This is a genomic window from Draconibacterium halophilum, assembly GCF_010448835.1.
Taxonomy (GTDB): domain Bacteria; phylum Bacteroidota; class Bacteroidia; order Bacteroidales; family Prolixibacteraceae; genus Draconibacterium; species Draconibacterium halophilum.
On sequence record NZ_CP048409.1, the window covers coordinates 2,042,410 to 2,057,405 of the forward strand.

Annotated in this window: 9 protein-coding genes; 6 read left to right on the forward strand and 3 right to left on the reverse strand. The window is 40.3% G+C overall.

All coding sequences use genetic code 11. The features are described 5' to 3' along the window. Positions 1–62: 62 nt before the first annotated feature. The 6 genes from G0Q07_RS08175 (at position 63) to G0Q07_RS08200 (ending at position 9,010) form a co-directional block, all read left to right on the forward strand. The gene (locus G0Q07_RS08175; protein WP_163345625.1) at positions 63–1,172 is read left to right on the forward strand and encodes a ligand-binding sensor domain-containing protein; all 1,110 of its coding nucleotides are present in this window, start codon (positions 63–65) and stop codon (positions 1,170–1,172) included. Between the two features lie 15 nt (positions 1,173–1,187). Continuing rightward, positions 1,188–2,504: an ABC transporter substrate-binding protein gene (locus tag G0Q07_RS08180; RefSeq protein WP_163345626.1), complete on the forward strand. Its 1,317-nt coding sequence runs from the start codon at positions 1,188–1,190 to the stop codon at positions 2,502–2,504. 34 nt (positions 2,505–2,538) lie between these two features. Then, a complete protein-coding gene (locus tag G0Q07_RS08185; RefSeq protein WP_163345627.1) occupies positions 2,539–3,660 on the forward strand; it encodes an ABC transporter substrate-binding protein in 1,122 nt (373 codons plus the stop codon). Positions 3,661–3,796: 136 nt separating this feature from the next. Then, a complete protein-coding gene (locus tag G0Q07_RS08190; RefSeq protein WP_163345628.1) occupies positions 3,797–7,369 on the forward strand; it encodes a CRTAC1 family protein in 3,573 nt (1,190 codons plus the stop codon). Then, positions 7,353–7,886: an FG-GAP repeat domain-containing protein gene (locus G0Q07_RS08195; RefSeq protein ID WP_163345629.1), complete on the forward strand. Its 534-nt coding sequence runs from the start codon at positions 7,353–7,355 to the stop codon at positions 7,884–7,886. Before G0Q07_RS08190 ends, G0Q07_RS08195 begins: the two co-directional genes overlap by 17 nt. A gap of 50 nt (positions 7,887–7,936) precedes the next feature. Then, positions 7,937–9,010 (forward strand): CRTAC1 family protein, encoded by a 1,074-nt coding sequence (locus G0Q07_RS08200; protein ID WP_163345630.1) that lies wholly within the window; start codon positions 7,937–7,939, stop codon positions 9,008–9,010. Positions 9,011–9,029: 19 nt separating this feature from the next. On the opposite strand, the gene G0Q07_RS08205 is transcribed toward G0Q07_RS08200, so the two are convergent. The 3 genes from G0Q07_RS08205 to G0Q07_RS08215 form a co-directional block, all read right to left on the reverse strand. Continuing rightward, positions 9,030–12,398: a VCBS repeat-containing protein gene (locus G0Q07_RS08205; RefSeq protein WP_163345631.1), complete on the reverse strand. Its 3,369-nt coding sequence runs from the start codon at positions 12,396–12,398 to the stop codon at positions 9,030–9,032. Between the two features lie 148 nt (positions 12,399–12,546). Further along, a complete protein-coding gene (locus G0Q07_RS08210; protein WP_163345632.1) occupies positions 12,547–14,100 on the reverse strand; it encodes a glycoside hydrolase family 32 protein in 1,554 nt (517 codons plus the stop codon). Then, positions 14,097–14,990 (reverse strand): carbohydrate kinase family protein, encoded by an 894-nt coding sequence (locus G0Q07_RS08215; RefSeq protein ID WP_163345633.1) that lies wholly within the window; start codon positions 14,988–14,990, stop codon positions 14,097–14,099. Before G0Q07_RS08215 ends, G0Q07_RS08210 begins: the two co-directional genes overlap by 4 nt. Between the last annotated feature and the right edge of the window lie 6 nt (positions 14,991–14,996).

The window sequence follows — 14,996 nt, forward strand, 5'->3', positions numbered from 1 at the left end:
AAATTACAAATTTTAAACAAAAAATAGGGTGAATTAGCCCTTTACAAACAAAATATTTACGTATGAAAATCAAGTTTAATCAATCAGTTTCAGGAAACATCGTCTGTGCGTTTCTAGGTATTGTCTTAATGGGATTTACATTGCAAAGCAAGGAGGTTAAATCTGATGAGGCGCAAAACGTTCCGGTGTACGGAAACTGGAAAAACTTTACCAAAGCTGATGGTTTGCCCGGAAATAAAACGTATGCCGTTCATGCCGATGGAGACCGTGTTCTGGTTGGTACGCATGAAGGATTAGCTGTATACGAAAACGGTGACTGGACGACTTATACTACTGAAGACGGACTGTCGCACAATGGTGTTATTGCTATTGATGTAAACGAGATCACCGGCGATGTGTGGTTAGGAACGATGGGAGGACTAACGCGTTGGTCGGGAGGATCTTTTGAAATATACACACAAATGAACAGCGGGATGCCTAACGACCTTATTTATTCGGTTGTGTGCGATGGAAAGGATGTGTGGATAGCAACCGGAGGAGGAGCTGGAAAGCTGGATACCTATACAGGAGTGTGGGAAATATTTACCGAGGAAAATGCACCAATGCACGAACCCTGGACATACAGTGTTTGTGCTGGCGGCGATAAAATTTTTATCTCTGCCTGGGGTGGCGGAGTAGTTGAATACAATAAGAAAACGAAGAGATTCAGAGATTATGTAGATCCGGATGGGAATATGGAAATTGACCTTTTTCCCGATGATGGAGTAGTACACGATATTACAACCGGAGGTGCATGGTCGAATGGGATTTTGTGGGTTGCCACCTATTTTGGTTTAAGCCGATACGATGGTGTGCACTGGAAAGGTTATTTTGACCACGACAGTGGTTTGGCAAGTAATTTTATAAATTACGTTTATGCTAAAGGTGATGTGGCCTATGTGTGTACTGATCAGGGGTTGAGCATAACGGATGGTGAAACATGGATTACCTACAAAAAGAATGAAAATGACACAAATGGGAAAGCAATTATTACTAAAGGTGAAGATAAATCGGAGAAATCTTTTTCTCCGTCAATATCACATAATTTCATCCTTGGTGTTGATGTGCAGAATGATATAATTTGGGTGGCCACTTCATCGGGTTTAAGTCGTGGCGAACGTATGAATAAGTAACAAAAAAAGCATTTCATGAATAAGATAATTGATTACAAACTGATATTTCTATTCTTTCTGGCTTTTATGTTTATTGTAGGGCCGTCAACAGCACAAGAAGGAAAAGTAATGTACGGAAATACTCCCGACAGCATTTTTCCGTATGGTAAATTTCAAAAAGCATATAAATACCATTTTGTCGAGCCCATTGAGTTTCATGGAGCCGGCCGGGAAAAGAAAGCACCTAACGACCTGACAGAAGTTAGGTTAGGGTTTTTGGGACCACTTGAAAACTCCGAATTGGTTCCGCTCGGTAAACAAATGCTGAATGGAGCAACACTCGCTATTGAAGAAGCAAACAAATTAGGGGGATACAACGGTTTACCCTACAAATTAATGGTTCATAACGATGTTGGATTATGGGGAGCTGCAGCTAACGAAGTCATAAAAATGGACGACGAAAAGGTATGGGCATGGCTTGGCTCCATCGATGACATTGTTTCGCACGTGGCGCTGAGGGCAACACTAAAATGTGAAATACTAATGGTTTGTACCGGAGATCCGGATCCTACCTTTACCGAAACAAACATCCCATGGGGTATTAGGGTAATTAGCGACGACAGACAAAGTGGATATGCATTGGCCTACCACATTTTTCAGCATGAAGGGCACAAACGCCTTGCCGTTATCAGGGCAAATAACCGTTATGGCAGAGTTGGTGTGATGGAATTTAATGGTGTGGCTACACGTTTAGGTCATCCCGTTCGTATGGAAGAGCGATTCGAAGTAGGCGAAACAGATTTTAACATGCAACTGGCCAACATCAAAAAAGCAAATCCCGATGCTATTTTAATTTGGGGAAATGCAACAGAATCGGCCTTGGTGCTGAATCAGTTACGCGAAATGGGAATGGAACAACCTGTATTTGCTTCAGACCGTGTGGTTTCTGATGAGTTCCTGAAAATTGCAGGAGATAAAGCACAGGGAATTGTAACAACATGTCAGTACAATCCTGGGGCAGATAATCCGATATTGAATGCGTTTCAGGAGAATTACAAAAAACGTTTTGGAATGGAAGCCGATGTTTTTGCCGTGCATGCCTACGATGGCATGAATTTAATGATTAAGGCCATTGAAGAAGTTGGACTAAACCGTGTATTAATCCGCGATGTGTTAACCGATCTCAAAACTTTTCAAAATTATAAAGGTGCCAGCGGCGAGATTATATTTGATGCCTCGTGGAATGATATTGGTAAAATATTTATGGCGAAGTACAGTGATGGAGAATTTCAGTTTTTCCCTGCCGAGCTAATGAAAGAACGGGGACACTCCACTCGAATGGCAGGCTACTAACTTTAGCACTTAACTGAGAAGAAGTATCTATTTCATGGGAAAATTCAGATCCATAAAAGCCTTTTTTATTGGGCTAATTTTGTTTAGCCAGACAATGGTATTTACAGTAGATACAATGGCTCAGCAAGATTCCGATAAAGTCATAAATATTGGTCTTCTAGTATCGGACAGTACAAAAACTGAAGCAAAACAAGGAGTAGAATTGGCCATAAAAGAAGCTGGGAAAAAGGAAATATTAAAAGGAAAAAGAATTAATCTGATAGCCCGGTCGATGGAAGGGCTTTGGGGAGCAGGCGCTACACAAACTGTCGATCTGGTATTTAACCACAACGTGTGGGCTATAATTGGTAGCCACGATGGTAGAAATGCGCACCTGGCCGAACAGGTTATTGCAAAAACACAGGTAGTTTATATATCAGCATGGGCAGGCGATCCTACGTTGGCTCAGGCTTATGTGCCGTGGTTTTTTAGTTTAGTTCCAAATAATATTCAACAAGCGGCACAGCTTTATCAGGCGATTTATTCGAATCAAAAAGAAGAGCGCATTATGTTGATTGCCGACGAAGGCTATGATACGCAAAATGCGCTTAATTATTTTTTACAGGAGATTGATAAACATAACGAAACCGTACCCCGCGTAATTCGTTATAAAACTGCTGATTTTAATGAACGAACCATAACAAAGATAAAAGACTATCAGCCTGATGTTTTGGTTGTTTTCGGGCAACCATCCGAATCGGTGGATCTTGTTAAATTATGTAACTCATCATTGGTTCAGTCCAAAGTGTATTTAACTTTTACTGCATTGGGCGAAAATGACGAACATACATTTTATTTTGCTGATTTTGAAGAAGCAAGAATTCCGAATACCTTTTTCATGACAAGTTCAAAAGGGAAGGAGTTTGCTGAAAATTATTTGAATGAATTTGATAAACCGGCATCGCCTACAGCCGCTTACGCTTATGATGCAGCCTGGCTTGTAATAAAAAAAATAAACGAATCTGATTTTGACAGGGAAAAATTTAAAGACATTATACGTTCAGCAAATGATACAGGCGTAACCGGAAAGATTCAGTTTGATGAATTGGGCAGAAGAATTCAGTCGTTTGAATGGATTCTCGTTCATGAAAACTTATTAAATCCTGATCTGAAATGAGAGGAAAAAATGCTGAATTTGTTCTATTTTTGAGGTTGTTCGGAGGAATTTAGTGAATGGTAAATCTGATCTCATTTAGTTGCTTGGTGTAAATATGTGCCCCTGTTAATCGGGGTGGGACGTTAAAACTTATGAAATGATGAAAAATAATAGCGTATTTCTTGTAATTATTCTACTGCTTTTGGTGTTGTCAGCATGCGAGCAAGGTAAAAAAAAGACTCCGGAACAGGAAGCAATAGAGTTGATGACCGCCCAAACAATGGGGATTGCTTATCTCGAGGAGTTTAAACTTGAGGAAGCCGAGGCTGAGTTTTTAAAGTACATTGATTTGTCTCCCGACGATAAACTTGGGTATGCCAATTTGGGGTTAACTTATCTTCGCATGGGGAAATACCAGGAGGCAGAGGAACAAATTCAGAAAGCAATTAAAATTGATGAGCAGGATGCAGATATTCGTTTGATTTTGGCTACCATCTACGAAATGGACAACAAAAGAGAAAAAGCCATTTCGGTTTTGAATGAAGCATTGACTTTTGCTCCTGATCATGCAAAAATATTATACGATCTTTCTGAGCTTTATTCTGTTGCCAACGATGAGGAATCAAACACTGCAAAAAAAGAATGTATTCAGAAATTGGTAGATGTAGTACCCCAAAATCTGGTGCCGCAGCTCAGTCTTATAAACATTTACATCAACGCAAATAAAGGTGATAGCGCATTGGCACGCCTTGAACTGATTGCCAAACAATTTCCCGCATTCCCAAAAGAAGCAATTACATACTACGAAAAAACGCTGGATCTTTTGCGTAAAAACGATTTGGAAAAAGCAACTACGCAGTTCACGATCTTTCATAATTACATGAAAGTTACTGCGCCATACCAGGCCGGAATTATGGAATTAAAAGGTCCGGGAGGAAACCTAATTGGCTTCCCTTTAATCGAGTATAACAAGGATCTCATTATTCAGGATGTAGAGGAAAAGTCTTACCTCGATGTAATAAAATTCAGCGAAGTAAGTGCTTCAGCAGGACTTAATAATTTAGAAACGATTGCTGCAAATGGTAAGGTTGGTAAATCGTATTTGGTGTCGGCCGACTACGATGGCGACGGTGATATCGATATTTATGTTGAAAATTTTGATCAGGAAACAAATACCAGTAATCAATATCTTTTTAGTAATAATATGGGACGTTACACTGATGTTGCGTCAGAAGTAGGGATAAAGCATCAGGAAGCAGCACAGGCAGTCGGTTTTGTTGATTATGAAAATGATGGCTTTCTTGATCTTTTTATTACAACAAAAGATGGAGATTTGCTTTACCGGAACGCCGGCAAAGATGAGTTTGTAGCTAACACGACAGATGCCGGATTAGAAAACAAAAGTGCGGGGCGAAACATTCTGTTTTTTGATTACGATCATGATGGCGATCTGGATATTTTGAAAGCAACAGATAATGGTCCGCTAATGTTTCGCAATAATAGTGACGGCACGTTTACCGAAAAAATAGCGCAAACAGGTATTGATAAAAAGCAGGTAATATATGATGCTGCTTTTGGCGATTTTGATGAGGATGACGACATTGATTTGATTGTAACCGGACCATCAGGTACTGTGCTCTATGCCAATCAACGCCAGGGGGTTTTTATGAATGTGAACTCAGAAAGTGCGTTGGAAGAACATTTTGCCGGACAATCTGTAGAGGTTGGCGATTTTAACAATGATGGTTTTCTTGATGTGTTGTTAACGTCGTCAGAGACAGGGGAACTCCGGATTTTTGAGAATCATGGAAACAGTCGTTTTTCGAAGTTGGAAAATGTGGATAAGATGTTTGCATCCACAGCTAATACACAGATGGAAGATGCAAAACTCTTTGATTTTGATAACGATGGTTACCTGGATTTAATTCTGGCAGGAACACCTGTTAATGAAGGAGAACGCGGGGTATTCCTCTATCATAACGATGCCCCGGGCAAATTCTCTGATGTATCAAACTTGCTTCCTGAGAATGTATTGTCAGCAAGCCAGATTGATTTGTTTGATTATAACGAAGATGGCGATATTGATGTGTTACTGGCACGAGCGAATGGCGGTGTTTACCTGTTGCGTAATGATGGTGGTAATATTAATCACTATGTAAATATGAAACTGGTGGGGTTGCGCACCGGAAGTGCCAAGAATAACCATTTTGGTATTGGGGCAAAAATTGAAGTACGAAGCGGCGATCTCTACCAAACGAAGGTGATTGATAAACCCGGCGTTCATTTTGGACTGGGGCATCGTAAAAATGCTGATATCATAAGAATAACATGGACCAACGGAGTACCACAGAATATTTTCCGTCCGGGAGTAGATCAGGCTCTAATTGAAGCGCAAACCCTGAAAGGATCGTGTCCTTTTCTGTACACATGGAATGGCAACAAATACGAATTTGTAAAAGATATAACCTGGAGAAGTGCACTGGGGATGCCACTGGGAATTATGGGGGAAAATACGGCTTATGGTTTTGCTGCCGCATCGGATGATTATATTAAAATTCCGGCAACAGCACTTCAAGCAAAAGATGGAAAATATCTTATGCAGGTAACATCCGAACTTTGGGAAACCATTTATATGGATAAAATTCGTTTGGCAGTGGCCGATCATCCCGCGTCGGTAGAGGTGTTTGTTCCTGAGCAGTTTACGCCACCACCATTCCCGGGCTATGATTTGCACCAGGTACGTCAAAAAATAGTTCCTGTATCGGCTGTCGATCATAATAATCACAATGTGCTTTCGTGTATTGAGAAAGAGGATGATGTGTATTTGTCGGGGTTTGATGCCGCAAAATACCAGGGTACCACCGAAATGCACACTCTTACGATTGATCCTGGAAGTGAGACCGATACCGAGCATTTGAAATTATACATGAAAGGCTGGGTATTTCCAACCGATGCCAGTATCAACTCAGCTTTGTCGCAAACCAGCACGCTGAATTCAATGTGGCCGGTTATCCAGGTTGTGAATAAAAAGGGAGAGTGGGAGAATGCCGTGGAGAATTTTGGTTTCCCGATGGGGAAAGACAAAACAGTAATTGTGGATTTGTCGGGTAAATTTAAAACGAACGATCATCGGGTGCGCCTGGTTACCAATATGGAGATTTACTGGGACTATATTTTCTTTTCAAATGTTCCGGAAGAAGTTTCTGTGAAAACAACTTTCTTAGACCCCGAAGCGGCCGATTTTCATTATCGCGGATTTTCTCGCATGTATAGAAAAGGAGGACGTTATGGTCCCCATTGGTTCGATTATTACGATGTGGATAAAAATCCTCAGTGGGTTGATCTGGTGGGAAATTACACACGTTACGGAGATGTACTCCCTTTATTGCTGCAGTCTGATGATCAGTATATAATTTCAAATGCCGGTGATGAGATTTCTATCTCTTTCTCCACTACCTCACTGCCGGAATTGCCAGACGGTTGGAAGCGAAGTTTTTTTATACATAGCGTAGGTTGGGTGAAAGACGGCGATTTAAATACTGCCTTTGGAAACCAGGTGGAACCACTGCCTTTTCATGGCATGAAAACTTATCCTCCTTCAGAAAATGATAAGTATCCGATGGATGCCGCACATAGAAAATATCTGGAAAAATATAATACCAGGAAAGTAACGATTGAGGGCTACCGAAACTTTGTACGTAATCAAGCATATAATGACGAGAAAAATTAAGCGAAGGGTACTGCTTCTGTTACTGAGTTTGCCTTTGTTGATGGCAGCTCAAAACAAGGACGCTTTTGTAGATGTAACAAAAAAGGCAGGCATCGGTTTTAAATATAATTTTGGAGATAACACTTACGTAAACATAATAGAAAGTAGTGGTTCGGGGATTACCATTTTTGACTATAATAATGATGATTTGATGGATATTTTCCTGATGAACGGAACCTACCTTGAAGGTATTTCAACAGAAGACGGTAAAAAATATACCAATACTCCTGACGCTTTGTACAAAAACAATGGCGATGGTACTTTTACCAATGTGGCAGAACAGGCAGGAGTCGACGATCGATACTGGACGATGGCTGCCGGGGCGATCGATCTTGATAAAGATGGGTTTCAGGATTTGTATTTGCTGAATTATGGCCCGAATGTATTTTTTCATAACAATGGCGATGGTTCATTTACTGATATTACAGAACAGTTGGGATTGCAAGGCCCGAGCAACTTAACGGCTTTACAAAACTAAGCATCGGAGTATCGTTTTGGGATTACAATAAAGATAACCTGCTGGATTGTATGGTTGGAAATTTTCTGGCTTTCGACCCTGAATATGTTTCAACACAAACTCCTGTTATGATGCCACATCCGTCAGAATACAAAGGTCAGGCATCTTTTCTATACGAGCAGCAAAGAGATGGAAGTTTTAAAGATGTAACCGCACAAAATAATTTGTATTATCCTGATTCGAAATGTATGGGACTGACCATTTTTGATTACGATAAAGATGGAGATCTTGATATTTACCAGGCCAACGATCACCAGGCCAATTACCTGTTTAAATATGAAGATGGAACCTACAAAGAAGTTGGAATTCAATCGGGTGTAGCTGTGAATACACACGGTGCCACAACCGGCTCGATGCATGGAACAATTGGCGACATTGACAATGATGGTTTGATTGATATTCTTGTTGGAGATTTACGTTACGGAGCGCTGTATAAAAATCGGGGAAATGGTTTTTACCGGGATGTTGTCGAATCGGCTGGTGTATCGGCATCATTGTCGGGCAAAGGAAGCTGGGGAACAGTGTTTATTGATTACGATAACGATGGCGACCTGGATATAATCTCTTCTAACGGAACCGCGGAAGAATTGATTCTGCAATATCCTGTTCTCCTGGAAAACGATGGAATGGGACATTTCACAGATGTTGGTAAAGATCTCAGTTCTTATTTCGATTCTAAACGATCGGGCAGAGGACTGGCTGTGGTGGATTACAACAACGATGGAAATATGGATGTAATTGTTTCTCATCTTGATGGTGATGGAAGCCCAACCTTGTTAAAAAATAATGGAACGAATACCAACCACTGGCTGGGGCTTCAACTGATAGGACAAAATGGCCAGGCATCAGCTGTTTCAGCAAGAGTAGAAGTAACTTACGGAACCACAAAAAGGGTATTTGTTAATCAGTGGGCAACTACCTACCTTTCAAATAACGATCCGCGTATTCACATCGGATTAGGAAAAACGGAGAAGGTGGATCAGGTAATTATTTACTGGACGAACGGCGAAAAAGAGGAATATAAAGATTTGAATGCAGACCGGTATCTGACCATTAAGGAGGGAACTGGTATTATCTCAGAATAATAGCTAGCCCGAACTCACGTTATTTTATATTCGATTGAAAAACTTTTGTTTTATCACGATTAAAACCAGCAATAATTAAGTTGGGTTCTCCAGTTACGTATAAAAGCGATTCAATCATTCCATCAAGTAGAATACCACTTTCCGATGGCCCCATAACTTTAAACTGAAAGGAACCTGAAGCCTTATTTTTACCTTTGTTAAGCATCAGGTAGCCAATGTTTGCATCGTAATTACCGGAGCCAACTTCCCAAGTGTAATCATTTCCCCCCAATAAAATATCGGGATAATTATCGCCATTAAAATCCCTTACCAGAAACCTGGTATTTGGTGCTAATTGTAATCGTGTTGGCAGCTTTTCCCAACGAAAAATTCCATTATCGTTCCACAATAAGTAATTTGATGTGGTATTGGCATAAAGTTTTTTGTGAATGCTTCGTTTTGCCTTTTTGTCGAAAATATCATCAAAATCGGCATAGCTAAAAGCGGTATAGCTTTCAAACTTCTTTTTGAAGTAGGTTGATTGTTCAGTGAGTTCATCGAGGTAGTTAACCGGGTATTCTGTTCTTTTTCCTTTTTCGTTTTCCCAGTAGGCCGTTCTAATCGGCTCAATAATTCCATTGTTATCCACATCCATGGCATAAAGGTTCATTGGATTTGTTGGGTTAATTTCAATTTGGCTGTTGTCGCCCAGGTTCCCCAAAATATAGTCCTCATCTCCATCCTGATCAAAATCACCAGAAGTCGCAGCATACCAGAATCCATGTTTATCTTCAAGTTCATCTATTTCAATAGGCACCAGTTTTTTTCCTTCCTGGTTTCTTAAAAAAAGTATTGAATTATATTCGCGCGTTACTAAAATGTCTTGCCATCCGTCCTGGTCAAAATCAGTAACTATGGCGTTGGTTACCATTCCCAAATCTAGTTTTGATTCAGGTAGGGCTTCAAATTTTCCTTTATTATTTCGAATGAGCCACGATTCATGTGCAAAAGGGAACCGGTCTTTCTGCACGCGCGAACCGATAAAAAGATCGGTGTAACCATCCTTGTCATAATCCAGAGGCACAATTACAGAAGCGATAAATGGTGGAACGGGCAACGATTGTTTTATAAATCTGTCGCCGTCGTTCAGGTAGAGATAATGCCGAAGGTCGTTCTCTTTTTCACTAAGATTAACGTTGTTGGCAAGAAAAAGATAATCACTTGTCTGGCTTTCTCTGCGTGTTTCCAAACCACCGGCAACTGCGGCAACATCTATGTCTCCGTCCTTATCCCAATCCTGAATAGCAAAACCGGCTTCCGAGAATTTTTTAAATCCTGTAAGTCCTTCAATTTCGGTTTCTTCAAAACCATTGTCGCTACTAAAAAATACTTTTGTCGGAAGCATATTTGTTGATCCGATAATAATATCCTGTTTTCCATCACCATTCAGATCGCCATTGGCAATACGTGGTCCTATTTGAGAAAATTTATGAGGAATAATCTTCTGTCCAAGAAAGAAATCAATGAAATTCTTTTGCTGATGGGTATAATCCAAAATACTGTCTACCTGAGAGAAAAGAAGTTCTCCTGTACCGGGAAGAAGATTTTTCTTTCCTACAGGTTGTGCATCCGCTTCCCTTAAATTTATCGTTTTATTCGGATTTAAATTCGTGAGTTTCGTTCTTTTTTGTCCCGAAGGCCAGGTAACGATTACCGAATCTGCCGGTGCATTTAGCGGAAGCCCGAAATGTACGGCGGGCTCAACTGTTGAAGCGTAACCACGCGATGGAAAATACTCGGCGAATTGATAGTTATCATTTTGCCACACTTCAACTTTAGCACCAATGGCCATTTTGTTAGTGGCTGTTCCTTCCAATTTTATTCGCAAAAATGAGGAAGTTTCGGGAAAGCGTTCGCGAGAGTTGTTTTTATATATAAATGCATTCGAGTTAAAATTATTTGTCACATAATCCAGATCCCCATCATTATCGAGATCCCCAAATGCAGCTCCGTAAGAAAAGGACGGAATTTCAGGCAACCAATCATCGGTTTTTTGGAAACACAGATTTCCGCAATTTCTGAATGCCAAATTTGGTACCTTAACTTCGGGTAAATGATCGAGAATATTTATATCGGCCGACTGATTTTTTTGGCTTAATGCCATCATTTTTGCCCAATCTTTATCCGTCATATCTTTCGGATAACCATTGGTAACCAAGAGGTCTTTGTCGCCATCGTTGTCATAATCGGCAAATAACGGAGACCAACTCCATTCTGTATGATATATTTGAGTGTATTGTCCAATTTCACTGAATGGAAGCATTTCGGTATTCATAAAACCGTTATGCAGATGAAGCATGTTTCTGATGTATTGGTCTTCGTAATCAAACCTTTTATTCATCATATAAATAACGGAGCTAAAACCATTCAATGTTTGTTTTTTCTTTTGATAGGTTTGCGGAAGCATGTCGAGTGTATAGATATCCAGGAAGCCGTCGTTATTCACATCCGCCATATCGTTACCCATTGATGAATGGGTTTGGAACGAGAGGTATTTTTTAATTTCATTGCTGAAAGTACCATCTCCCCGGTTAATATATAAAAGATCGTTGGTGAGGTAATCATTTGAGACATAAATATCCGGATAATTATCACGGTTTACATCGCCAATTGCCAACCCCAAACCATATCTTTCAAATACTATTCCTGCTTCTTTGCTAATATCGGTAAAAGTATTGTCGCCATTGTTCCGGTACAGAATGTCGTTATTTTGTGCGCTACCATCGGTTATTTTAGGACGGTAGGCTGATGAAGATCGCATAACCAGGTTGCTGTTAAGCACATATAGGTCAAGATCACCGTCCAGGTCATAATCCAGAAAGGCTGCATCTACTGAAGCTGATGAACTGGCAATACCATATTCTTCTGCTTTTTCGGTAAACGAGGGTATATTATTTTCTCCGATACCGTTATTTACCCACAATCGGTTTTTTCTTTTTTCGAAAGTATTTCCAACTGTCGAAGTCAGGTAAATATCCAGCCAGCCGTCGTTATTAATGTCGTTTATCGTAACACTGCTGTACCACTGGTTGTTGGTTAATCCTTCAAGATGATTAGTAATGTCTACAAATTTAAAATCACCCTGATTCAGGTAAACACGTGGCGAAACTTTGTTTCCGGCAAAAATGATGTCTTGCAAGCCATCATTATTAAAATCGCCAATACCAACACCGGCACCATTACTCACAATAAGCATGCTGTCTTTTTCTTCAATAAAATTATTGAACTCAATTCCTGAATGTGATGAAGGGATGATTTCGAAAAGCGTGGAAGGAGATTTAGAACAAGACGTGATTAGGAAGGGGAGTATAAAAGCAATGGGGAAAATCACTGCAATTAATTTTCTCATTTCGTTCAAACGTTTAGTTAAGTGTACGAAATATACAAATTCTATTGGATTTTAATTTGACAGATCTGCCTACTTTTTAGAGTTGTTTGTGTTTGCAATTTAACAGGCACCGATAAAAAACCAGTAAAAACAATATGTATTGTATACTTTACCAAACAGATGATAATTGCCAGATTGCAGCATTGGTAACCTTAGTGCTCCCCTTTGTTGAAAAAAGTTCCACTTTATTATAGCTAACCCCCGGAAAAAAAATATCTGTTAATACTGCATTTCCATTGTCAACAAAAACTTCTATCGAGGCTTTGTCGATAAACACATGAAATTGTAAGTTTTGTTTTGCAATATATTTTGTGCGATGTACTGCTTCAAATTCATCAGAAAAATTGGCTGTTCCGGCTTCTGTTCTATCAATGTATAATTCTGAATTATTTTGAGAATAACCGATTTTGATTTTCTCGCCGTTTTTATTTGAAAGCTGAATTCCAAATTCATTTCCCTCTTTATTCTGTTTAAAATTGAATAGCATCTCCGACTGCATAACAGAAATATTAGCAGTGGGGATTAAGGTATAACCCGACACTTCTGAAACCAGTAGAACTCTGTTTTTTAGGCGTAATGTTTCCAGTTCTTTTACAGGTGCCGAAGCTAAAATGTAATTGCCATTTATTTTTCTGAGTTTCAGTTGGCGGGGAAGAGTCATTGCACTTCTCCAGCGTTGGGTTGGTACTTTCTGTGCATATAGCCAATTACTCATCCAGCCAATGAAAAGACACCGACCATCCGATTGCGGGATGCCATTCCAGATTACACCTGCATAATTATCGCTGCCGTGGTCGAGCCATTTTTCCTCGTTTTGTGTGGTACTGAAAGTTTTTCCATCGAAATCGCCAATAAAATACTGTGTTGCCGAACCGCCTTGTGGCCCACCGGGATTGATACTAACCAGCAATACCCACTTGGTTTCGTTAGTTCCTTCTATTTTCACGGGAAATAAATCAGGGCATTCCCACACTCCGCCGTGTGCGCCTTTTTCTTGTCCAAATTCGCCGGTTTTTTCCCAGTTGATTAAATCTGTTGATGCGTAAAATTCAATGTGATCTTGCACGGCAAGTGCCATTATCCATTTTGAAAATTCTTCTACCCAGCTTACTTTAGGATCTCTAAAATCGGCGATACCCGGGTTTTTTAGCACCGGTTCGGGGTACTTTTCCCAGGTGCGACCGTTGTTGTTACTAAATGCTAATCCTTGTGTTTGGTAATCGTTTTCACCATTGGCTGCTCCTACCGGATCATGATAAGTAAAAATTGCCACCATGGGCCCCTTCCCATCTTGTCCCAGGCCGGAAGTATTCTTTTTATCAACCACAGCGCTACCCGAAAAAATATAGCCATTATCATCAGGATACAACGCAATAGGTAGATGTTCCCAATTCACCATGTCTTCGCTTACAGCATGCCCCCAATGCATCGGTCCCCAAATGTTGCTGTCTGGGTAATACTGGTAAAACAAGTGATATTCTCCTTCGTGAAAAACCATTCCGTTAGGATCATTCATCCACATTGAATCGGGCGTAAAATGATATTGCGGACGATATTGCTCCGAATAATACGAATTTGAAACCGTTCGTACAGATGAGTTTTCTTTTTGTTGCAAACATGCGCAAAATATCAGCACTGCTAGTATGCCAGTTATTTTTCTCATTTTTCCATTATTGCATGAATTTCGCTCATGACGTATTTCGGAGTAGCACCTGCTTTTGATGCTACAAAAGCACCCGTTGCGCAGGCAAAAGTAAGCGCTTCAGAAGGTGATTTTTTTTGAAGGAATGAGGCTACCAATCCGGCCAGAAAAGCATCGCCGGCACCCACCGTATCAACCGCTTCTACTTTAAACCCAGGGTGCTCGTATAGTTTGTTTTCATGAAACATCGCAGCTCCTTTTTCTCCCCGGGTTACACAAAGCATTTCAACTTTATAGTGTTGTACAAACCACTTGATCAATTCTTTCTCTGTTTTTTTTTCAATTCCATTCCAGCTGGCAAAAATGTGTAGTTCGTCGTCGTTTAGTTTTACAATATCCGATTTGGCCAGTAAAAGTTCCAGAACATCTTGTTTGTCGTATGGTTTGCGCAGGTTTACATCAATTAGTCTTACGGCATCATTGTCGAGTAATCGCAGAAGTGTTTCGCGTGTTGTTTGGTTGCGCGATGCCAGCGAACCATAAATGAACAAGCCCGCACTTTCTGCTTTTTTAGCCAAATCATTAGTTAGCTGAATATTGTCCCAGGCCACCGGCTCACAAATTTCGTACGAGGCATTGTTGTTCGAATCGAGGTGCACTAAAACTTCGCTGGTAGGTAACTTCTTATCGGTTTGTACTAATGAAGTATCAACTCCTAAATTTTGCAAAAAATCAATAAGTTGTTTGCCCGCACTGTCGTTGCCAACTGAACTGGCTATTGATGCATCAAGCCCTATTGCATTCAGGTGTAAAGCCACATTCATTGGTGCTCCGCCCGGTTTCGCTCCTGATGGAATTCTGTCCCACAAAACCTCTCCGATGCAAAGTATTTCCTTATTTGTAATATTCATTTCGGT

Bases quoted from the DNA above. Each gene is read 5' to 3' on its own strand.
- G0Q07_RS08175 (WP_163345625.1), top strand. From the start codon at position 63: ATGAAAATCAAGTTTAATCAATCAGTTTCAGGAAACATCGTCTGTGCG.
- G0Q07_RS08180 (WP_163345626.1), top strand. From the start codon at position 1,188: ATGAATAAGATAATTGATTACAAACTGATATTTCTATTCTTTCTGGCT.
- G0Q07_RS08185 (WP_163345627.1), top strand. From the start codon at position 2,539: ATGGGAAAATTCAGATCCATAAAAGCCTTTTTTATTGGGCTAATTTTG.
- G0Q07_RS08190 (WP_163345628.1), top strand. From the start codon at position 3,797: ATGATGAAAAATAATAGCGTATTTCTTGTAATTATTCTACTGCTTTTG.
- G0Q07_RS08195 (WP_163345629.1), top strand. From the start codon at position 7,353: ATGACGAGAAAAATTAAGCGAAGGGTACTGCTTCTGTTACTGAGTTTG.
- G0Q07_RS08200 (WP_163345630.1), top strand. From the start codon at position 7,937: ATGGTTGGAAATTTTCTGGCTTTCGACCCTGAATATGTTTCAACACAA.
- G0Q07_RS08205 (WP_163345631.1), bottom strand. From the start codon at position 12,398: ATGAGAAAATTAATTGCAGTGATTTTCCCCATTGCTTTTATACTCCCC.
- G0Q07_RS08210 (WP_163345632.1), bottom strand. From the start codon at position 14,100: ATGAGAAAAATAACTGGCATACTAGCAGTGCTGATATTTTGCGCATGT.
- G0Q07_RS08215 (WP_163345633.1), bottom strand. From the start codon at position 14,990: ATGAATATTACAAATAAGGAAATACTTTGCATCGGAGAGGTTTTGTGG.